This window comes from Streptomyces sp. NPDC005262, assembly GCF_042872425.1.
GTDB lineage: Bacteria > Actinomycetota > Actinomycetes > Streptomycetales > Streptomycetaceae > Streptomyces.
In genome coordinates, this window is record NZ_JBIAKK010000002.1 from 727,330 (window position 1) to 748,301 (window position 20,972).

The following is a 20,972-nucleotide window of genomic DNA, read 5'->3' on the forward strand; positions in this document are numbered from 1 at the left end:
TCCACACCCTTTACGTGCTTGAACAGCATTACGTCCTTGAACAGCTTATGCCGTTTCGGTCCGCCAATCGGAGTCGAACAGCCTTTGGGAACGCTTGGACGGGTTGGGCGTATGGTTGCGATTTGGTCCCACCCGTCCGCCGGACCGTCCTCGCACACCGGACGTGATGTCTCACAACCTGACGGTTACCCCTGGGTAGAGATGACGTTTGCGTCCTCGCGGTACACGATGGTGATGACGTACATGCATACATCCCGGGGGCGTGCCTCCCGTAATCAGGCCCCGTAGAGCACCACCGAACAGCGAAGGAACAGCGTGGCTTCCGGATCCGATCGCAACCCGATCATCATTGGCGGCCTTCCGAGCCAGGTCCCGGACTTCGATCCTGAAGAGACCCAGGAATGGCTCGACTCCCTCGACGCCGCCGTCGACGAGCGCGGGCGTGAGCGGGCCCGCTACCTGATGCTCCGGCTCATCGAGCGCGCGCGCGAGAAGCGTGTCGCCGTGCCGGAGATGCGCAGCACGGACTACGTGAACACGATCGCCACGAAGGACGAGCCGTTCTTCCCCGGCGACGAGGAGATCGAGCGCAAGGTCCTCAACGCGACGCGCTGGAACGCGGCCGTGATGGTGTCGCGCGCCCAGCGCCCGGGAATCGGCGTCGGCGGCCACATCGCCACGTTCGCCTCCTCCGCCTCGCTGTACGACGTGGGCTTCAACCACTTCTTCCGGGGCAAGGACGACGGCCTCGGCGGCGACCAGATCTTCTTCCAGGGGCACGCCTCCCCCGGTATCTACGCCCGCGCGTTCCTCCTCGACCGGCTGAGCGAGGCGCAGCTCGACGCCTTCCGCCAGGAGAAGTCGAAGGCGCCCAACGGCCTGTCCAGCTACCCGCACCCGCGGCTGATGCCGGACTTCTGGGAGTTCCCGACCGTCTCGATGGGCCTCGGTCCGCTGGGCGCGATCTACCAGGCCCGGATGAACCGGTACCTGGAGGCGCGCGGCATCGCCGACACCTCCCAGTCGCACGTCTGGGCCTACCTCGGTGACGGCGAGATGGACGAGCCCGAGTCGCTCGGCCAGCTCTCCATCGCCGCCCGTGAGGGCCTGGACAACCTGACCTTCGTGGTCAACTGCAACCTGCAGCGCCTCGACGGCCCGGTGCGCGGCAACGGAAAGATCATCCAGGAGCTGGAGTCGCAGTTCCGCGGTGCCGGCTGGAACGTCATCAAGCTGGTCTGGGACCGCTCCTGGGACCCGCTGCTGGCGCAGGACCGCACGGGCATCCTGGTCAACAAGCTGAACACCACGCCGGACGGCCAGTTCCAGACGTACGCCACCGAGACGGGCGCGTACATCCGTGAGCACTTCTTCGGGGACGACCCGCGGCTGCGCGAGATGGTCAAGGACATGTCCGACCATCAGATCCTGCACCTGGGCCGTGGCGGTCACGACCACAAGAAGGTCTACGCGGCGTACGCGGCGGCCAAGGCCCACAAGGGCCAGCCGACGGTGATCCTCGCGCAGACGGTCAAGGGCTGGACCCTCGGACCGAACTTCGAGGGCCGCAACGCGACCCACCAGATGAAGAAGCTCACGGTCGAGGACCTCAAGCGGTTCCGCGACCGGCTGCACATCCCGATCACGGACAAGCAGCTGGACGAGGGCTACCCGCCGTACTACCACCCGGGCCGCGACTCGGAAGAGATCCAGTACATGCACGACCGCCGCAAGGGTCTGGGCGGCTACGTCCCGACCCGTGTGGTGCGCGCGAAGCCGCTGGTCCTCCCCGAGGACAAGACGTACGCGACCGCGAAGAAGGGTTCGGGACAGCAGTCGATCGCCACGACCATGGCGTTCGTCCGCATCCTGAAGGACCTCATGCGGGACAAGGAGATCGGCAAGCGTTTCGTGCTGATCGCGCCCGACGAGTACCGCACCTTCGGCATGGACGCGTTCTTCCCGAGCGCGAAGATCTACAACCCGCTTGGCCAGCAGTACGAGGCGGTGGACCGCGATCTGCTGCTCGCGTACAAGGAGTCGCCGACCGGTCAGATGCTGCACGACGGCATCTCCGAGGCCGGCTGCACGGCGTCGCTGATCGCCGCGGGTTCGTCGTACGCCACGCACGGCGAGCCGCTGATCCCGGTGTACGTCTTCTACTCGATGTTCGGTTTCCAGCGCACCGGTGACCAGTTCTGGCAGATGGCCGACCAGCTCGCGCGCGGCTTCGTACTGGGTGCGACCGCCGGCCGCACGACGCTGACGGGTGAGGGTCTGCAGCACGCGGACGGCCACTCGCAGCTGCTCGCCTCGACGAACCCTGGCTGTGTCGCGTACGACCCGGCCTTCGGGTACGAGATCGCGCACATCGTCAAGGACGGTCTGCGCCGGATGTACGGCGAGAACAGCGAGGACGTCTTCTACTACCTCACCGTCTACAACGAGCCGATCCAGCACCCGGCCGAGCCGGAGAACGTGGACGTCGAGGGCATCCTCAAGGGTGTCTACCGCTTCAAGAGCGGCGAGCGGGGCATGATCCCGGCCCAGATCATGGCGTCCGGTGTGGCGGTCCCGTGGGCGGTCGAGGCGCAGCAGATCCTCGCCGACGAGTGGAACGTCAAGGCGGACGTCTGGTCGGCGACCTCCTGGAACGAGCTGCGCCGCGAGGCCGTGGAGGTGGAGCGGTACAACCTGCTGCACCCGGAGGAGGAGCTGCGCGTCCCGTACGTCACGCAGAAGCTCTCCGGCTCCGAGGGCCCGTTCGTGGCGGTCTCGGACTGGATGCGTTCCGTGCCGGACCAGATCGCACGCTGGGTGCCCGGCGCGTACCAGTCGCTGGGTGCGGACGGCTTCGGCTTCGCCGACACCCGTGGCGCGGCCCGCCGGTTCTTCCACATCGACGCGCAGTCGATCGTCCTCGCGGTGCTCACCGAGCTCGCGAAGGAGGGCCGGATCGACCGCTCGGTGCTGAAGACGGCGATCGACCGGTACGAGCTCCTGGATGTGGCAGCGGCCGATCCCGGCGCGGCCGGCGGCGACGCCTAGGCACGGTCGGCGGACGAGCCGAACCGAAGGGCGGCGGACCTCCTGGTCCGCCGCCCTTCGGCGCTCTCCGACCGGTTCCTCGTCCGGCTCCGCGGTCAGTTCTCCCAGATCTTGAATGCCCTGACCTGGTACGGGGACTGCGGCACCCAGGTCCCGCCGCCCGGATACGTCTCGAACTCGCCGGTCTCGGCGCACTCCGCGGACTGATAGGTGGTGACGGGACGGCCGGTGCGGTTGGCGAGTGCCTGGGCCTTGCCGCCCGGCGGCAGCGGGACACAGCTCTCGATGTCGGTGCCGGACAGTTCATGGATCTGCCGGGCGCCGGTGAAGTCCGGCTTCGCCCAGAAGCAGAGCTGACCGCTCCCGCATGTCCCGAGGCGGACCGGTGCCGTGTGCGCGGCCGGTGCGCTCTGCGACGCCGAAGCGGCCGCCGGGATCAGTGCGCCGGCTGCCAGTACCGCGGCAAGTACGGTCGTACGCATGTCAATCAACCCCCGTGGTGGTGTGGATCAGTTGCACGCACCCTGACCTGCGGGACCACGCCACCGGAAGGGGCTCCGGGCCACACCACCCGGATAGGCGACAGCCCCGCCGGAAGGGTCCGGCGGGGCTGTCGTATGCACGGGGTTGACGCGCGGGCGTCATCGACGCCCGGGCCGACGAGGGCCGGCGGCAGGCTCAGATGTGGCCTGCGCCCGCGCCCGCCTCGGCGTTCTCACCGCGCTTGGTGAGCGTGGCGACCAGCGCCGCGACCACCGCGACGATGCCGGCGACCATGAACGCGGTACTCATGCCGGACACGAACGTGTCATGCGCGACGCTCGTGATCTTCTCCACGACCGGCGCAGGCAGGTCGGGTCCCACCGGCGGAATGCCGACCTCGACGGCCGAGGACGCCTGGTCCAGCTGCTGGGGCGAGAGCGGCGGAAGCTGCGCGTCCGCCCAGTTGCCGGCGAGGTGGGAGTCGACCTGGGAGGCCATGACCGCGCCCAGCACCGCCGTACCGAGGCTGCCGCCGACCTGCATGGAGGCCTGCTGCAGTCCGCCCGCGACACCGGAGAGCTCCATCGGGGCGTTGCCCACGATGACCTCGGTGGCGCCGACCATCACCGGGGCGAGGCCGAGACCGAGCAGACCGAACCAGACGGACATCGTCGCCGTGCCGGTGCCGGTGTCCAGCTGCGACATCCCGAACATGGCGACCGCGGTGCACACCATGCCGCCGACGAGCGGGACGCGCGGGCCGAGCTTGGTGATCAGCACGCCCGCGAGCGGGGAGCCGACGATCATCATGCCGGTCAGCGGGAGCAGGTGCAGACCCGCGTCGACGGCCTTCATGCCGTGCACGTTCTGCAGGTAGAAGGTGACGAAGAACAGTCCGCCCATGAAGGCGAATGCCATCAGCACCATCAGGACGACACCCGCGGACAGCGGCACCGAGCGGAACATCGCCAGCGGGATCAGCGGTTCCCTGACGTTCTTCTGCGAGAAGGCGAACACCGCGAAGAGGCCCACGGCGGCCACCAGGAAGGCGATCGTCTTGAAGTCGCCCCAGCCCCACTCGGCACCCTTGATGAGCGCCCAGATCAGGCAGAACATCGCCTGCGACAGCAGCACGATGCCGCCGATGTCGAAGGAGCGCGGGGCGTTCTCGGCCCGGTGGTCCTTGAGGATCACCGCGCCGAGCAGGAGTGCGATCACACCGACCGGCACGTTGATGAAGAAGACGGACTGCCAGCTGACGTGCTCGACGAGCACACCGCCGAGGATCGGGCCGCCTGCGGTCGAGGCGCCGATGACCATGCCCCAGATACCGATCGCCATGTTCAGCTTCTCGGCCGGGAAGGTGGCGCGCAGCAGGCCGAGCGCGGCCGGCATCAGCAAGGCACCGAAGAGGCCCTGCAGTACCCGGAACGTGATCACCAGGCCCACGCTGCTGGAGAGGCCGATGGCCCCCGAGGCCGCGGCGAAGCCCACGACCCCGATCAGGAAGGTCTGGCGGTGGCCGAACCGGTCACCGAGCTTGCCCGCGGTGATCAGGGAGACCGCGAGTGCGAGCATGTAGCCATTGGTGATCCACTGGACCTGGGCGAGCGAGGCGCCCAGGTCCTGCTGGATGGCGGGGTTGGCGATCGCGACGATCGTGCCGTCGAGCGCGACCATCATCACGCCGATGGCCACGGAGAAGAGCGTCAGCCAGGGGTGGCCGCGCAACCCCTTGGCCGGGGCGGGGGCGAGGGTCTCCTGCGGCTCCCGCGACGCCTTTTCTACGGTGGTCTGACTAGTCATGCCCGGGAGATTAGTGTCAGTCACTGACAGTTGACAAACCATTTCACAAGTCGGTAACTGTCTCGTAGCTCACAGGTTCACCAAGTCGGACAAAATATCAGAAAGAGGACCAGTTAAGTGACCGACGGGCAGCGAGTCGTGGACCATCCACCCGGATTGCGCGAGCGCAAGAAGCGACGCACCCGGGACGCCTTGCTGCACGCCGCCCTCGAACTCTTCACCACCCAGGGGTACGAGGAGACCACCGTCGACGAGATCGTCGACGCCGTCGACGTCTCCCAGCGCACCTTCTTCCGCTACTTCGCCAGCAAGGAGGAGACCACCTTCGCCGTCCAGGAGATGGTGGAGTCACGTTTCCTCTCGGAGCTGCGCCAACGGCCCGCCGCGGAAAGCCCGTTCGAAGCCATGCGCAGCGCGGTGCTGTGCGCCTGGAACAGCATCGGCGAAGCGATCGAGGAACTCGTCACGGTCGAACTCCACATGCGTACGTACCGGATGATCGAGTCGACCCCCTCCCTGCTCGCGGCCCACCTGCGGCGCAGCATCGACCTGGAGAACCAGATCGCCGAAGTGATCGCCGCGCGCGAGGGTCTCGACATCGCGACGGACCCGCGGCCGCGGGTCGCCGTCGCCGCGTTCTCCGGGGTGATGCGGGTGACCGGGCAGCTGTGGGGACAAGGGCGGGACACCAGCGTCGACTCGCTGCGGACGCTGACCGAGATCTATCTGGACCATCTCGGAGCCGCGCTTGTAGGGAACTGGCACGCACCGGTCGAACGGACTGCCGAGACACCTCACACCTCCGCCGGGTAGATCCGTACCTCGATGTGCCGAATACCTCAAATAGGAACATGACGGACTTCACAACAGCCGCGCCACGAACGCCACATGTGGCGTTCGTGGGGCACGGGAGTTCGCCGGAGCGTGCGCGGCGCGCGCACGGAGCGTAAGGAAGCACCCCTTCAATTCCCTATGGACGGGTGATGTGCGTCACCCGCTTCACAGCTGCCGTCGCGCGTCTCCTAGTGTGGGCGGCAGTGACTTCCTTCGACTCCTCCCCCACGCTGACCGCATGGCGCGCGCTTCTCGCCGTCGCGGTCGTGTTCGTGATGCTGGCGACCACAGGTTGGACCGCCGTACGTCACCAACGCTCCGACGAGCCACGCGACATCGCACTCAGCTCCTGGGCGCGGGGCCGGATAGGAGGTCACCCCCTGCCGGATGCCGATGCGTCGCCGTACCGGCTGGCCCAGTTCTTCGCCTCGCTCACCGCCGCGCAGCGCACCGCTCTCGCCGACAAGTACCCCTTGGTCGTCGGCAATCTGAACGGCGCCCCGGTCACCCTGCGCTACCACGCCAACCGGCGGGCTCTGGTGCAGGCGCGGGCGGTCGAGCAGCAGCGCATGCACGACGTCCGGCTCTCCCCCGACGGCCGCAGCGACGCGCTCCGCCGGATGGAGCGCTTCCGGTCGATGCTTGCCCACGGCCGGCACTTCCTGGCCTTCGACCCGTCCGGGAAGGGCCACGCCGCCGAGGTGTTCGGCGATCTCGACACGGCCGAGCGGGTCTCGCTGGTGGTGCCCGGTGTCGACACCAGCCTGCTGACGCTGGAGCGGACCGGACTCAAGGTCAACGCAGCGCCCGTCGGCATGGCGAAGTCGCTGTACGCGGCGGAGCGCGCCGCGAGCCCCGGCACCCGGACCGCGGTCATCGCCTGGGCCGACTACACCGCGCCCGCCGGCATCGGGATGGACGCTGCCCTGGGGAACCTCGCCGAGCGCGGGGCCGTCCGGCTCACCGCGCTGGTCGACGCCCTGCCCGGCACGTCGAAGATCTCGCTGTTCTGCCACAGCTACGGCTCCGTGCTGTGCGGTGTCGCCGCTAACGAACTGCCGTCCAGGGTCGCCGACATCGCGGTCGCTGGCAGCCCCGGCATGCGGGCGAAGAACGTCGCGCAGCTGCACACCGCGGCCGATGTCTGGGCGATGCGGGACCGCGACGACTGGATCCAGGACGTACCGAACATGGAGGTCGGCGGGCTCGGCCACGGTGCCGATCCGGTGGACCGCGGCTTCGGTGCACGCATCGTCTCGGCGGGCGACGCGATCGGGCACAGCGGCTATTTCGAGCCGGGCACCGCGAGCCTCAGCAACTTCGCCGCCATCGGCGTCGGTGCCTACGATTCGGTGACCTGTGCGAGCGCCGGCAGCGCCTGTCGCGACGGAATTTCCGGTACCGAGGCCGTCCGACGCGCGTAGATCACCGCAACTGCCGGTGAATTGCGGTCCGCTCGGAGGGGGGACGTGCGGACGAATGCCGCATACGATGAGGCACATGGGTGATGTGCTGGCCGGAATTCATGCCACCTGGGAGTTCGACACCGACTCCGTGCTCATCCGCTTCGAACGGGGGATCCGCACGCCGAGGCTCTTCCAGAGCCTGCGTGAACGCCGCATTCCGCACGCGGCGTTGTCGTCGGTGACACTGACCCCGGGCAAGCGAGGCACGGTGGTTCTGCATGCGGTGCCGAGACCCGGTGCCGATCCACTGCTGGAAGCCGCGGCCGGGCAGCTGAAGGACGGCAGCGATCCGTACCGGCTGGTGCTGCCCGCCGAACGCGAGACGCTGGCCGAGTACTACGCGGACGAGCTGCGCGTGCTGCTCGGCCCGGACGCGGCGGAGCCCGCCGAAAGATTCCTGGTCGCGGCCCCCGAGGCGCCGATGCACTTCAAGGCGTACGACGGCAGGGCCAGCTTCGACGGGGACCGGATCTCCTTCCGGTGGTTCTGGACGGGTGCCTCCACGGCGAAGTGGAAAGCAGGGGACCAGACGTTCCCGGTCAGCGAGCTGAGCGGGGTCGAGTGGCGCTCGCCGGAGGCCTTCGACGGCTATCTGCGACTGGTGCCACGCGGCGCCCTCGGCACGGACATCGGGGCGGGCACTGCCATGCCTCCGGTTACGGGCAAGGGTGCCGCGGCGCTCCGTACGGTCAGCGCGCCGCCCGGTCCGCAGGCCTCGGCCCCAAGACCCACCCAGGCCGATCAGGACCCGGCCGCGGTGATCTTCGGGCTCGGCTACGGCCCGGTGCACGAGTCGCTGCCGTTCGCCGCCGCAGTACTGGAGTCCGTGCGCAGGAGACAGCCCATGCCCGTCGCCGTGCCGGCGAGTGCGATGAGGCGCGATCCGGCGGACATCGCCGAGCGGATCCGGCACCTCGGGGAGCTGCACCAGGCGGGTCTGGTGACGGACGACGAGTTCAGCGCCAAGAAGGCCCAGCTGCTCGCGGAGCTCTAGCCGGACGGACGGGAGGAGACCAGCCCGTCCGGCCCCTGCGTTGAGCACGGTCCGGGGGCTCCCCGGACACCTCCGGGAGCGGCTACTCGCGCGCCGCCGACGTCGAGCTCATGTCCGGGTAGCGGTCGCCCGCCACCTGGCCCGCGATCGGCTCCAGCACGGCCAGCTCCTCCGGCGTGAGGGTGAGCCGGGTCGCCCCGACGTTCTCCAGCAGCCGGCTGCGCTTACGGGTGCCGGGGATCGGGACCACGGTCAGACCGTGCACCTCGGCACGCTGCTGCACCCAGGCGAGCGCCACCTGCGCGGCCGTCGCCCCGTGCGCCGCCGCGATCTTGTGGACGGGTTCCAGGAGGGCGGCGTTCGTCTTCGCGTTGTCGCCGGTGAAGCGGGGCTGGTACTGGCGGAAGTCGGCCTTGGACAGGTCCTTGGCGGCGTCGGCGAACGCCCCGGTCAGGAAGCCGCGGCCGAGCGGCGAGTAGGGCACGAAGGTGACCCCGAGTTCGACCGCCGCGGGCACGGCGCTGCGCTCGACGTCCCGGCTGAAGAGCGACCACTCCGACTGCAGGGCAGCGATCGGGTGCACCGCGTACGCCTCGCGCAGCTCAGCACCGGTCACCTCGCTCAGCCCGAGCTGCTTGACCTTGCCCTGCTGGACGAGCTCGGCCATCGCGCCGACGGACTCGGCCAGCGGCACGGAGGGGTCGCGGCGGTGCATGTAGTACAGGTCGATGACGTCGGTGTTCAGTCGGCGCAGGCTGTCCTCGACGGCCTGGCGGATGTACGCGGGGTCGTTGCGTACGCCCCGGTAGTGCGGGTCGTCGGTCCGTTCGATGGCGAACTTCGTGGCGAGGGTGATCTCGTCCCGGTGCACTCCGACGAACGGGGCGAGGAACTTCTCGTTGGCGCCGCGACCGTATACGTCGGCGGTGTCGAAGAGCGTGACGCCCGCCTCCAGCGCGGCCTCCAGGGTGTCCCGGGCGGCGGCTTCGTCGGTGTCCCCGTAGAACTCGCTCATGCCCATGCAGCCGAGTCCCTGCACGCCCACCTGCGGGCCGCCGTCGCCGAGCTCCACAGTTGCGATCTTGTTTTCGGTCATCAGGATCAAGGCCTTTCCGACGCCCGCCGGGCGCCCGCATAAAAGTCGATCTTGTAATCGAGGACGGCGAGGGTGTCCTGGAGCTCCGCGATCCGCGTCTTCACATCGCGGCGGGTCGCCTCCAGCAGCTCCTGCCGCTCCTCGAAGGTGTGCTCGCCCTCGCGCAGCAGCTCCGCGTACCTGACCATGTGGGCGACCGGCATGCCGGTCAGCCGCAGCTTGCCCACGAAGGCCAGCCAGTCCAGATCGCGATTGGTGAACCGGCGCTGGCCGGTGTGCGACCGGTCGACGTGCGGCATCAGGCCGATCCGCTCGTACCAGCGCAGGGTGTGTGCGGTGAGCCCGGTGAAGGCTGCGACCTCGCTGATGGTGTAGCGGTCCTGGCCCTCGGGACGTGGATGCGCCCGTGGAGCCGATGCGCAGGCGTCGGTCGTCGCGGTAGTGCTCTCCATCACCGTCATGACCTCCACGCTAGAACCTTGGAGTGCACTCGAAGCAAGCGCCATCGGCGACAGGTTTTCCGGCCACCGGCCGGATGACGGGTGTTCGGCGGCAGGTCTTAGTCTCGTAGTCATGCAGAGCCTGGCGATGATCGAGAACTGGCCCGTCCCCACCGCGGCGGCCGCCGTCGTACGAGCGGACGGCACTGTCGTCGGCGGTCACGGACCGACCGCGCACCGCTTTCCGCTCGCCTCCGTCACCAAGCCGATCGCCGCCTATGCCGCGCTCGTGGCGTACGAGGAAGGCGCGGTGGAGCTCGACGAACCGGCCGGACCCGAGGGTTCCACAGTCCGGCATCTGCTCGCGCACACCAGCGGTCTCGCCTTCGACGAACACCGGGTGACGGCCGCTCCCGGCACCCGGCGGCTCTACTCCAACGCGGGCTTCGAGGTGCTCGGCGACCACATCGCCAAGGCCACCGACATCCCGTTCCCCGAGTATGTGCGCCAGGCGGTCCTCGAGCCGCTGGGCATGGCTTCGACGACGATGGACGGCTCGCCCGCCCGGGACGGCGTCTCGACCGTCGACGACCTGGTGCGGTTCGCGGCGGAGGTGCAGGCGCCGGGGCTGCTCGATCCGCGTACGGTGCTGGCCGCGCAGACCGTCGTACACCCCGGCCTGAAGGGCGTCCTGCCGGGTTACGGCCACCAGAACCCCAACGACTGGGGGCTCGGCTTCGAGATCCGGGACCACAAGTCGCCGCACTGGACGGGCAGTTCCTCATCACCCGCGACCTTCGGGCACTTCGGGCAGTCGGGGACGTTCCTGTGGATCGACCCGGCCGCGGGCGCGGCATGCATCGCCCTGACCGACCGGGCCTTCGGCCCGTGGGCGGCCGAGGTCTGGCCGCCGTTCACGGACGCGGTGCTCGCGGAGCTCGCACGTTCGGCGGGGTAGCGCCCTCAGCCGGCTCCGGCCGAGACCTCGCTCAGTCCGACAGCTCCCACACCAGCGCCTGCGCCGGCACCTCGGCCACCAGCTCCAGCCCCGCCGCCCCGGTGATCCGCGCCGCGTCCCCCGGACCGAGCGTCTCGCCGTCGAGCCGCACCTCGCCGTCGATCACGTGCACATACGCCCGCGCCGCGTCCGGCACCGCGGTGCGCTCCCCGGCGGCCAGCCTGCGCACATGCAGCATCGCTCCGGCTTCCGGGAGGGCGTACGGGGTGGAGTCCGCGATGCCGGGGACGGTCGTGTACGAGGGTTCGCCGCCCGGTTCGAGCGGCGCCAGCCACATCTGAAGGAACGTCAGCGGTATGTCCCCGTCGTTCCGCTCGACGTGGCGTACGCCGGCCGCCGAGCTGAGGTGCTGGACGTCCCCGGCCCGTACCACCGTGGCATGACCGGCCGAGTCGCGGTGGGTGAGCTCGCCCTCGACGACCCAGGTGACGATCTCCGTGTGGCTGTGCGGGTGTTCGTCGAAGCCCGCACCGGGCGCCAGCCGTTCCTCGTTGCAGGCCAGGATCGCGCCGAAGCGCAGGTTGTCCGGGTCGTAGAAGGAGCCGAAGGAGAAGGCGTGCCGGGACAGAATGCCCGCGGCCTCGTCGCCGCCCGTATGCCGGTCGTCCGCGCGCTGTACGGAAATCACGGGTCCACGGTAGCCCGGCCGGGCGCCCCTGTGTCCCGGTCGGGACCGGCCGGATCCCGGTCGGGGACGAGCCGTGTCCACCTCGGAAACCGGCCGTCCGCTACTCGGCAGTACGACCCGCGGCCGCCCCGGCCCTCCGTGCCCGTGGTCCGATAAGGCAGTCTTGTGTCCGTGCCCCGACCCGATCCTGAGCAGCCCGCTGCGAATGACGCCCACCTGCATGCCGCGACCCTGAAGCGGCTGGAGCAGTCCTCCGGCCGGCTGGCCGCGAACGCGATCGCCCGCATGGACGAGTCGCTGCCCTGGTACCGGGCGATGCCACCGGAGAACCGGTCCTGGATCGGCCTGGTGGCCCAGGCCGGAATCGCCGCCTTCACCGAGTGGTTCCGCCACCCGGAGACCCCGCAGGCCATCTCCACCGACGTGTTCGGTACGGCCCCGCGCGAGCTGACCCGGGCGATCACGTTGCGCCAGACGGTCGAGATGGTGCGGACGACGATCGAGGTGATGGAGGCCGCGATCGAGGAGGTCGCCGCGCCCGGCGACGAGTCGGTGCTGCGCGAGGCGCTGCTCGTCTACGCGCGGGAGATCGCCTTCGCGACCGCGCAGGTGTACGCGCAGGCCGCCGAAGCGCGCGGCGCCTGGGACGCCCGGCTCGAATCACTCGTGGTGAACGCGGTGCTGTCCGGCGAGGCCGACGAGGGCGCCGTGTCGCGCGCCGCCGCACTCGGCTGGAACTCCCCCGAACATGTCTGTGTGGTCCTCGGTACGGCCCCCGACGGTGACAGCGAACTGACCGTCGAGGCGATCCGGCGGGCCGCCCGGCACGCCAAGCTCCAGGTGCTGACCGGGGTGCTCGGCAACCGGCTGGTCGTCATCGCGGGTGGCAGCGACAACCCGCTGCATGTCGCGAAGGCCCTGATCGGCCCGTACGCGGCCGGTCCCGTCGTGGCCGGACCGGTGGTGTCGGACCTGCTGGCGGCCACCCGGTCCGCGCAGGCAGCCGCCGCCGGGCTCAAGGCGTGCAGCGCCTGGCAGGACGCCCCGCGGCCGGTTCTGGCCGACGATCTGCTGCCGGAGCGCGCCATGGCGGGCGACCCTGCCGCGCGTGACCAACTGGTGGAGGAGATCTACAGACCGCTCGAAGAGGCGGGCTCCGCACTGCTGGAAACGCTGAGCGTGTATCTGGAACAGGCAAGCAGTCTGGAGGGTGCCGCCCGGATGTTGTTCGTCCACCCCAACACCGTGCGCTACCGGCTCCGACGTGTGACGGACGTCACCGGATGGTCGCCTTCTGATGTCCGCTCCGCGTTCACTCTGCGCATCGCCCTGATTCTGGGGCGTCTGGCCGACAGAGATCCCCAGTCCTAGACTTTTGTCGGACATCAACAATTCCCCCTACGGTTCTTCGTCCCTGTCCCCACGGGTGTTCCGGACCGTTCACAAGAGAGAGTGTGAGGGTGCTCGTACTCGTCGCTCCCGGCCAAGGCGCTCAGACGCCCGGCTTCCTGACTCCCTGGCTCGACCTCCCCGGTGCCACCGACCGCATCGCGGCCTGGTCCGACGCCATCGGGCTCGACCTTGCCCACTACGGCACCAAGGCCGACGCGGACGAGATCCGCGACACCGCGGTGGCGCAGCCGCTGCTGGTCGCCGCGGGTCTGCTGTCTGCCGCCGCACTTGACGCGTCGCCCGCTGTCGTCGCAGGTCACAGCGTCGGTGAGATCACCGCCGCAGCTCTCGCGGGCGTCCTCGACGACGAGGCCGCGCTCCGTCTCGTACGCACCCGTGGGCTCGCCATGGCCGACGCCGCAGCGGTCACCGAGACCGGTATGGCGGCGCTGCTCGGCGGCGACCCCGACGTGACGATCCCGCACCTGGAGATGCTCGGGCTGACCCCGGCGAACGTCAACGGGGGCGGCCAGATCGTCGCCGCCGGCACCGCCGCGCAGATCGCCGCGCTGACCAAGGACATGCCCGAGGGCGTGCGCCGCGTGGTGCCCCTCAAGGTCGCCGGCGCCTTCCACACGCACCACATGGCTCCTGCGGTCAACCGGCTCCGCGATGCCGCCGCAGCACTGAAGGCCGCCGATCCGACCGTGACATATGTCTCGAACGCCGATGGAAAGACGGTCGCCACGGGCGACGAGGTCATCTCCCGGCTGGTCGGCCAGGTCGCCAACCCGGTCCGCTGGGACCTGTGCATGGAGACGTTCAAGGCACTGGGCGTCACCGCGCTCATCGAGGCCTGCCCGGGCGGGACCCTCACCGGTCTCGCCAAGCGCGCACTGCCCGGGGTACAGACCCTCGCGCTGAAGACCCCCGACGACCTCGACGCGGCCCGCGCGCTCATTTCCGAGCACGCAGACGCCTAAGGAGCCCGAGAGCATGTCGAAGATCAAGCCCAGCCAGGGCGCCGCGTACGCACGGATCATGGGTGTCGGCGGCTACCGCCCGACCCGTGTCGTGCCCAACGAGGTGATTCTCGAGAAGATCGACTCGTCCGACGAGTGGATCCGCTCCCGGTCCGGTATCGCCACCCGCCACTGGGCCTCCGATGAGGAGACCGTGGCCGCGATGTCCGTCGAGGCGGCCGGGAAGGCCATCGCCGACGCCGGGATCACGCCCGAGCAGATCGGCGCGGTCATCGTCTCCACCGTCTCGCACTTCAAGCAGACCCCGGCCGTCGCGACCGAGATCGCCCACAAGGTCGGCGCGGGCAAGCCCGCCGCCTTCGACATCTCCGCCGGCTGCGCGGGCTTCGGCTACGGCCTGACCCTCGCCAAGGGCATGATCGTCGAGGGCTCGGCCGAGTACGTGCTGGTGATCGGCGTGGAGCGGCTCAGCGACCTGACCGACCTGGAGGACCGGGCAACGGCCTTCCTGTTCGGCGACGGCGCGGGCGCGGTCATCGTCGGCCCCTCCAATGTGCCCGCCATAGGCCCGACGGTCTGGGGCTCCGAGGGCGACAAGTCCGAGACGATCAAGCAGACCGTGGCGTGGGACGAGTTCCACGCCGAGCGTCCGGAGAAGTTCCCGGCCATCACGCAGGAGGGCCAGGCGGTCTTCCGCTGGGCCGTCTTCGAGATGGCGAAGGTCGCCCAGCAGGCGCTGGACGCGGCCGGGATCGCTCCGGAAGACCTGGACGTCTTCATCCCGCACCAGGCCAACATGCGGATCATCGACTCGATGGTGAAGACCCTGAAGCTGCCGGAACACGTCACGGTCGCCCGCGACGTGGAGACCACCGGCAACACCTCCGCCGCCTCGATTCCGCTCGCTATGGAGCGGCTTCTGGCGACCGGTCAGGCGAAGAGCGGCGACACCGCGCTCGTCATCGGCTTCGGGGCGGGTCTCGTCTACGCCGCGACGGTCGTTACTCTCCCCTAGGCACACCGGACCTTCCGGTCCGGACGTCCGAACCCTGCTGAAACACATCGAAGGAGCGCCAACATGGCCGCCACCCAGGAAGAGATCGTCAACGGTCTCGCCGAGATCGTCAACGAGATCGCCGGTATCCCGGTCGAGGACGTCCAGCTGGACAAGTCCTTCACCGACGACCTGGACGTCGACTCGCTGTCCATGGTCGAGGTCGTCGTCGCCGCCGAAGAGCGCTTCGACGTGAAGATCCCCGACGAGGACGTCAAGAACCTCAAGACGGTCGGCGACGCTGCCGACTACATCCTGAAGCACCAGGCCTGATCCAGCCGGCTCGTGTGTCGCCACCCGGCGGTGGCGCCGCTGATTCACGACCCTCTACACGTGGAGAAGATTTTCCAGTGAACTCGACCAATCGCACCGTGGTCGTCACCGGTATCGGCGCAACCACTCCGCTGGGTGGCGACTCCGCGTCGACCTGGGAAGGTCTGATGGCCGGTCGTTCCGGCGTCAAGCCTCTCGAGGGCGAACGTTTCGCCGAACTGCCCGTCCGGATCGCTGCCCTCGCGGCCGTCGACCCGGGCGACGTACTGCCCCGCCCGCTCGCCCGCAAGCTGGACCGCTCGGCGCAGTTCGCGCTGATCGCGGCCCGCGAGGCATGGGCGGACGCCGGCTTCACCGGCAAGGCCGGTGAGGACGACGCGATCCAGCCCGAGCGGCTCGGCTCGGTCATCGCCTCCGGCATCGGCGGCGTGATCACCCTGCTCGACCAGTACGACGTGCTGAAGGAGAAGGGCGTACGCCGCGTCTCCCCGCACACCGTGCCCATGCTCATGCCCAACGGCCCGGCCGCCAACGTCGGCCTGGAGGTCAACGCGCAGGCCGGTGTCCACACCCCGGTCTCCGCCTGTGCGTCGGGTGCCGAGGCCATCGGGTACGCCGTCGAGATGATCCGCACCGGCCGTGCCGATGTGGTCCTCGCCGGTGGCACCGAGGCGGCCATCCACCCGCTGCCGATCGCGGCGTTCGCCAACATGATGGCGATGTCCAAGAACAACGACGAGCCCCAGAAGGCGTCGCGTCCGTACGACACGGGCCGTGACGGCTTCGTGCTCGGCGAGGGCGCCGGTGTCGTCGTCCTGGAGTCCGCGGAGCACGCGGCCGCGCGTGGCGCCAAGGTCTACTGCGAGGTGCTGGGCCAGGGTCTGTCCGCGGACGCCCACCACATCGCCCAGCCCGAGCCGACCGGTCGCGGCATCGCCGCCGCCATGCAGAACCTGCTGGACCAGACGGATCTCAAGCCGTCGGAGGTCGTGCACCTCAACGCGCACGCCACGTCGACGCCGCAGGGCGATGTCGCGGAGCTGAAGGCTCTGCGCAAGGTTCTGGGCGACGACCTCGACCATGTCGCGATCTCCGCGACGAAGTCGATGACCGGTCACCTGCTCGGTGGCGCGGGCGGCATCGAGACCGTCGCGACGGTTCTGGCGCTGCACCACCGGATGGCTCCGCCGACGATCAACGTGGAGAACCTCGACGAGGCGGTGGAGGCGGACATCGTGCGCGATGAGCCGCGGCCGCTGCCGGAGGGGTCGATCGCCGCGATCAACAACTCGTTCGGGTTCGGGGGGCACAACGTGGTGCTGGCGTTCCGCAGCGTCTGATCCCCGCCGCCCAGGCTGTACGACGAAGCCCGCCTCCCCGCTCGAGCGGGGAGGCGGGCTTCGTCCGCTCGGTTCTCGGCCTCGCCGGCGTTCGAGGTTCGAGGAACGGGGTCCCGTTTGGGGACGGGGCGGCCGGGGCGACAGGGATGCCGCGGCCCGCCCCCTCACACCACCTGGTGGAGCCAGCGGACCGGGGCGCCCTCGCCTGCGTGGCGGAAGGACTCCAACTCGTCGTCCCACGGCTTGCCGAGGAGTTTGGCGATCTCCGCCTCCAGGTCCGTCTCCCCGCGCACCGACCGCGCCAGCGCAGCCCGCAGCCGGTCCTCCGGCACCAGGATGTCACCGTGCATGCCGGTGACGGCGTGGAAGATGCCCAGTTCGGGCGTGGAGCTGTAGCGCTCGCCCTCCGCCGTGGCGCACGGCTCCGCCGTCACTTCGAAGCGCAGCAGATCCCAGCCGCGCAGCGCGGAGGCAAGCTTCGACGCGGTGCCCGCGGCGCCCTTCCAGGAGAACTCGGACCGCCAGGTGCCGGGCGCAGCCGGCTGTCTGACCCAGTCGAGCTGGACCCGCGCACCGAGGACACCCCCCACCGCCCATTCGACATGTGGGCAGAGCGCGCGCGGTGCGGAGTGAACGTACAGAACTCCACGTGTCGTCACCGGGACCTCCAGTGTGGGACGAGGTTCGCCTTCCCCAGCGGCCTCGCGCCCGTACCGCCTCTTCATGGCCGGCTCCCGAGGCCGTCATCAGTAAACAGCATCGGGAGTGAATATCCTGAAAAGGGACAGTATGTGACGTGATGTGATTTTCCGATACCACCCGATTGGAGCCGGGTGGTGGAACGTGGCACTGGTTCGACGTGGAAAAGCTACCGTGCGGCGGCGCCCCAGGTGTGACGTACCGTCGGTCCTGGGCCCATGATTCGCTCAGCATTCACCCGGCAGGGCGCCCGGGCCTGCTGCCTGGAGCTATAAGGAGTTGCCGGGGGCATAAACGGGAGGGCACGAGGGATGCAGAATCGTTTCGCACGTCACCGCTCGCGCACCGCTGCCGCCGTGCTGACGGTGCTTCCGGTCATCGCCGCGGCCGCGCTGACGGGCTGTGACGCCGGGCAGGACGCGACGACGAAGGGGGCGGCCGCCGCGAAGCACCGCTCCTCCGCCGCGCATGCCCCCGTCTGGGACCGCAGCCCCGAGTCGGTCGCCGCCGTCGGGGACTCCATCACACGCGGATTCGACGCCTGTTCGGTACTGACCGACTGCCCGGAGGTGTCCTGGGCAACCGGCACGGACAGCGAGGTCCGGAGCCTCGCGGTGCGGCTGCTCGGCACCTCGCGCGCGGCCGCGCACAGCTGGAACCACGCCGAGACCGGCGCCCGGATCGCCCAGCTGCCGGAGCAGATGGCCCTCGCCGCGCAGCAGAAGCCGGATCTGGTGACGGTGATGATCGGCGCCAATGACGCCTGCCGGGACTCGGCGGAGATGATGACGCCGGTGGCGGACTTCCGGGCGTCGTTCACGGCGTCGATGCGTCAGCTGCGCAGCAGGGCGCCGAAGACGCAGGTCTACGTGTCGAGCGTGCCGGATCTCAAGCGCCTCTGGTCGACGGGGCGCGGCAACGCACTGGGCAAGCAGATCTGGAAGCTGGGGATCTGCAGGTCGATGCTGGGCGAGGCGGACGACATGGGTGCCGCGGCCGTGGCACGCCGCGCCTCGGTGCAGAAGCGGGTCGTGGCCTACAACAAGGTGCTGCAGGGCGTGTGCGCGAAGGATCTGCGCTGCCGGTACGACGGCGGTGCGGTCTTCGGATACCGGTTCACCGGCAAGCAGCTCAGCCAATGGGACTGGTTCCATCCGGGTCGCAACGGACAGGCCCGGCTGGCGGAGATCGCGTACCGCAATGTCACGGCGCGGAAGCCCCCGGCATAGCCACGTGGTCTAAGGTCCGTGATCATGGACACGGGTTCGAGCACGGCGATACGTACGGAAGTCTTCGGCACCCTCGCGGACGGTACCGCCGTCCACCGCTGGACGCTGGAACGGGCCGGTACGCGCGTACGCGTCCTGACGTACGGCGGCGTCGTGCAGTCGGTCGAGGTGCCCGGGCGGGACGGCGTCCGGGCCCCGGTGGCGCTCGGGCTGCCGGATCTCGCGGCGTACGAGAGGCCCTCCGGTCCGTATTTCGGGGCGCTGGTCGGGCGGTACGCGAACCGGATCGCGCGCGGCTCCTTCGTACTCGACGGGCGGACCCACCGGGTGACCCGGAACGAGGGGCGCAACCATGTGCACGGCGGGACCCGTGGCTTCGACAGGCGTGTGTGGGAGGCGCGGCAGCTCACCGACGGTGTGGAGCTCTCCCTGGTCGCGGAGGACGGCGAGGAGGGCTTCCCGGGGCGGCTGGCGGTCTCGGCCGCGTACACCCTGGACGAGGACGGGGCGCTGCGCATCGCGTACCGGGCGACGACGGACGCGCCGACCGTGCTGAACCTGACCAATCACACGTACTGGAACATGGCCGGCGCCGACAGCGGCAGCGCGGTCGGGCACACGCTGCGGATCGCGGCGGAGCGGATCACGCCGACGGACGCCGAGTCGCTGCCGACGGGTGAGTTCCTTCCGGTGGACGGAACCCGGTTCGACTTCCGGGAGACGAAGGCCGTCGGTGACGGGTACGACCACAACTTCGTTCTGGACACCGCCGCCGACGGTCCGGTGGCCGAACTGTGCGACCCCGTGTCGGGGCGCGTCCTGACCGTCACGACGACAGAGCCGGGGCTGCAGCTGTACACCGCCGACCACTTCGACGGGCGGCCGTACGGGCCGTGCGCCGGTATCGCACTGGAGACGCAGCACTTCCCGGACTCGCCGAACCGGCCGGAGTTCCCGAGCACGGTGCTGCGGCCGGGCGAGGAGTACGTGTCGACGACGGTGTACGGGTTCTCGGTGCGCTGATGCGGCGGACGACGGGCAGGGGGAGAGAGCCCTCGGGTCGGGGTCAGGTACCGCTCCGGGGCTCTTCCGTCCGAGGGGCGCTACTCCTTGATCTCCGTGGCCGCCGTCAGGCGTACGTCGCCGAGCGAGTGTGCCGCCTGCACCTCGTAGCCGCCGGGTACGAGCGTCCAGTCGCAGGCCGTCTCGTCCCATAAGTTCGTACGCCCGCCGCTCCAGCTCGATCACGGCCTCGGCGGTCTCGCCCGGCGCCACCTCGACGCGGGCGAACCCGGCCAGCCACCGGGCCGGCCGTTCGGCGCTGCCGGACTGCGGTGCCAGGTAGATCTGGATGGTCTCGCCGCCGTGGCGGGTGCCCGTGTTACGAAGGCGGACCGTGGCGGAGTCGGGGGTGGCGGCCAGGGACTCGTACTCCCAGGTGGTGTAGCCGAGTCCGTGTCCGAAGGGGTAACTCGCCCGCGACGGACTTTCTGCGACTGTTGCGGCCGGAGCCCTCGGACGCCCCGGACGGACCCGGCGTGCACAGCGGCTGACCGGCTTGCGGCGGGCGTCCCTCAGCGGGCGAGGCCCAGCGTGACGCCCAGCCCGATGAGTACCGAACCGATGCCGCGGTTGAGGACCTTCTGCCACCGCAGCATCGCGGTGCGCAGCTGCTCGTGCGAGAAGAACAGCGCGACCAGTGCGAACCAGCCGAGGTGGGCGGCGGACATGAAGAGCCCGTAGCCGGCCTGCTGCCACAGGCCGGTGTCCTCTCCGACGACCTGGGTGAAGGTCGACACGACGAAGAGTGTGGTCTTGGGGTTCAGCGCGTTGGTCAGGAAGCCGGTGCGCAGAGCCCCGAGCCGGGTCAGGGCCGGCTTCGATTCCAGGTCGACGACGAGATCGTTGCGGGCGAAGAACGTCCGTACGCCGATGTAGACGAGATACGCCGCACCGGCCAGCTTGATCGCGGTGAACAGGGCGGTCGAGGACGCGATCAGCAGCCCGACGCCGAGCATCGTGTAGGTGACATGGACGAGGACACCCGCGGCGACTCCGGTGGCCGCGAGGAGTCCGGTCGTCCGGCCGTAGAGGTAGCTGTTGCGCACGACCATCGCGAAGTCGGCGCCCGGGCTGATGACGGCGAGGACGGTGATGACGGCGACGGCGATGATCTCGGTCATGACTCC

19 protein-coding genes and 1 pseudogene are annotated in these 20,972 nt (G+C 69.6%); 12 read left to right on the plus strand and 8 right to left on the minus strand.

Annotation, left to right across the window (positions count from 1 at the left end):
- Positions 1-315 precede the first annotated feature (315 nt).
- On the plus strand, positions 316-3,048 hold the full coding sequence (gene aceE / locus ACFYP5_RS08505) for a pyruvate dehydrogenase (acetyl-transferring), homodimeric type (RefSeq protein WP_389032253.1): 2,733 nt from the start codon (positions 316-318) through the stop codon (positions 3,046-3,048).
- A gap of 95 nt (positions 3,049-3,143) precedes the next feature.
- Here the strand turns inward: aceE and ACFYP5_RS08510 are convergent, their stop codons facing one another.
- Positions 3,144-3,530: a peptidase inhibitor family I36 protein gene (locus ACFYP5_RS08510; RefSeq protein ID WP_389032255.1), complete on the minus strand. Its 387-nt coding sequence runs from the start codon at positions 3,528-3,530 to the stop codon at positions 3,144-3,146.
- 196 nt (positions 3,531-3,726) lie between these two features.
- Positions 3,727-5,337, minus strand: a complete 1,611-nt coding sequence (locus ACFYP5_RS08515) for an MFS transporter (RefSeq protein WP_389032257.1) — start codon at positions 5,335-5,337, stop codon at positions 3,727-3,729.
- A 117-nt stretch (positions 5,338-5,454) separates the two neighbouring features.
- Between ACFYP5_RS08515 and ACFYP5_RS08520 the strand changes: the two genes are divergently transcribed.
- The 3 genes from ACFYP5_RS08520 (at position 5,455) to ACFYP5_RS08530 (ending at position 8,631) form a co-directional block, all read left to right on the plus strand.
- Positions 5,455-6,150, plus strand: coding sequence for a TetR family transcriptional regulator (locus tag ACFYP5_RS08520; protein ID WP_389032259.1), 696 nt, complete (start codon positions 5,455-5,457; stop codon positions 6,148-6,150).
- Positions 6,151-6,374: 224 nt separating this feature from the next.
- The gene (locus ACFYP5_RS08525) at positions 6,375-7,595 is read left to right on the plus strand and encodes an alpha/beta hydrolase (RefSeq protein ID WP_389032261.1); all 1,221 of its coding nucleotides are present in this window, start codon (positions 6,375-6,377) and stop codon (positions 7,593-7,595) included.
- A 76-nt stretch (positions 7,596-7,671) separates the two neighbouring features.
- Positions 7,672-8,631 carry a DUF4429 domain-containing protein gene (locus ACFYP5_RS08530; RefSeq protein ID WP_389032263.1) on the plus strand — a complete coding sequence of 320 codons (960 nt, stop codon included), beginning with the start codon at positions 7,672-7,674 and terminating at the stop codon, positions 8,629-8,631.
- An 82-nt stretch (positions 8,632-8,713) separates the two neighbouring features.
- On the opposite strand, the gene ACFYP5_RS08535 is transcribed toward ACFYP5_RS08530, so the two are convergent.
- Positions 8,714-9,727: an aldo/keto reductase gene (locus tag ACFYP5_RS08535; RefSeq protein ID WP_389032266.1), complete on the minus strand. Its 1,014-nt coding sequence runs from the start codon at positions 9,725-9,727 to the stop codon at positions 8,714-8,716.
- Positions 9,728-9,732: 5 nt separating this feature from the next.
- Positions 9,733-10,188: a MerR family transcriptional regulator gene (locus ACFYP5_RS08540; RefSeq protein ID WP_030925902.1), complete on the minus strand. Its 456-nt coding sequence runs from the start codon at positions 10,186-10,188 to the stop codon at positions 9,733-9,735.
- Positions 10,189-10,300: 112 nt separating this feature from the next.
- On the opposite strand from ACFYP5_RS08540, the gene ACFYP5_RS08545 reads away from it, so the two are divergent.
- On the plus strand, positions 10,301-11,125 hold the full coding sequence (locus ACFYP5_RS08545; protein ID WP_389032268.1) for a serine hydrolase domain-containing protein: 825 nt from the start codon (positions 10,301-10,303) through the stop codon (positions 11,123-11,125).
- A gap of 31 nt (positions 11,126-11,156) precedes the next feature.
- Here ACFYP5_RS08545 and ACFYP5_RS08550 read toward each other — a convergent pair whose 3' ends face one another.
- The gene (locus ACFYP5_RS08550) at positions 11,157-11,813 is read right to left on the minus strand and encodes a pirin family protein (RefSeq protein WP_389032271.1); all 657 of its coding nucleotides are present in this window, start codon (positions 11,811-11,813) and stop codon (positions 11,157-11,159) included.
- A 171-nt stretch (positions 11,814-11,984) separates the two neighbouring features.
- Here ACFYP5_RS08550 and ACFYP5_RS08555 point away from each other — a divergent pair, with 171 nt between their 5' ends.
- The 5 genes from ACFYP5_RS08555 to fabF all read left to right on the plus strand — a co-directional run bounded on the left by ACFYP5_RS08555 (position 11,985) and on the right by fabF (position 16,855).
- Entirely contained in the window at positions 11,985-13,184 is a 1,200-nt protein-coding gene (locus ACFYP5_RS08555; RefSeq protein WP_030970314.1) for a CdaR family transcriptional regulator, read from the plus strand.
- Between the two features lie 89 nt (positions 13,185-13,273).
- Positions 13,274-14,188 (plus strand): ACP S-malonyltransferase, encoded by a 915-nt coding sequence (locus ACFYP5_RS08560; RefSeq protein ID WP_389032274.1) that lies wholly within the window; start codon positions 13,274-13,276, stop codon positions 14,186-14,188.
- A gap of 13 nt (positions 14,189-14,201) precedes the next feature.
- Positions 14,202-15,203, plus strand: coding sequence for a ketoacyl-ACP synthase III (locus ACFYP5_RS08565; RefSeq protein WP_389032276.1), 1,002 nt, complete (start codon positions 14,202-14,204; stop codon positions 15,201-15,203).
- A 63-nt stretch (positions 15,204-15,266) separates the two neighbouring features.
- Positions 15,267-15,515 carry an acyl carrier protein gene (locus ACFYP5_RS08570; RefSeq protein WP_030925892.1) on the plus strand — a complete coding sequence of 83 codons (249 nt, stop codon included), beginning with the start codon at positions 15,267-15,269 and terminating at the stop codon, positions 15,513-15,515.
- A gap of 77 nt (positions 15,516-15,592) precedes the next feature.
- A complete protein-coding gene (fabF, locus tag ACFYP5_RS08575) occupies positions 15,593-16,855 on the plus strand; it encodes a beta-ketoacyl-ACP synthase II (RefSeq protein ID WP_030925891.1) in 1,263 nt (420 codons plus the stop codon).
- A 164-nt stretch (positions 16,856-17,019) separates the two neighbouring features.
- Here the strand turns inward: fabF and ACFYP5_RS08580 are convergent, their stop codons facing one another.
- Positions 17,020-17,514, minus strand: coding sequence for a DUF3145 domain-containing protein (locus ACFYP5_RS08580; protein WP_389032279.1), 495 nt, complete (start codon positions 17,512-17,514; stop codon positions 17,020-17,022).
- Positions 17,515-17,865: 351 nt separating this feature from the next.
- Here ACFYP5_RS08580 and ACFYP5_RS08585 point away from each other — a divergent pair, with 351 nt between their 5' ends.
- Entirely contained in the window at positions 17,866-18,783 is a 918-nt protein-coding gene (locus ACFYP5_RS08585) for an SGNH/GDSL hydrolase family protein (protein WP_389032281.1), read from the plus strand.
- A 24-nt stretch (positions 18,784-18,807) separates the two neighbouring features.
- Entirely contained in the window at positions 18,808-19,806 is a 999-nt protein-coding gene (locus ACFYP5_RS08590) for an aldose epimerase family protein (protein ID WP_389032284.1), read from the plus strand.
- 80 nt (positions 19,807-19,886) lie between these two features.
- On the opposite strand, the pseudogene ACFYP5_RS08595 reads toward ACFYP5_RS08590, so the two are convergent.
- Together ACFYP5_RS08595 and ACFYP5_RS08600 are read right to left on the minus strand one after the other, a co-directional pair.
- A pseudogene (locus ACFYP5_RS08595) lies at positions 19,887-20,256 on the minus strand (fibronectin type III-like domain-contianing protein); the annotation flags it as partial.
- Between the two features lie 101 nt (positions 20,257-20,357).
- Positions 20,358-20,966, minus strand: a complete 609-nt coding sequence (locus ACFYP5_RS08600; protein WP_267005318.1) for a LysE family translocator — start codon at positions 20,964-20,966, stop codon at positions 20,358-20,360.
- Between the last annotated feature and the right edge of the window lie 6 nt (positions 20,967-20,972).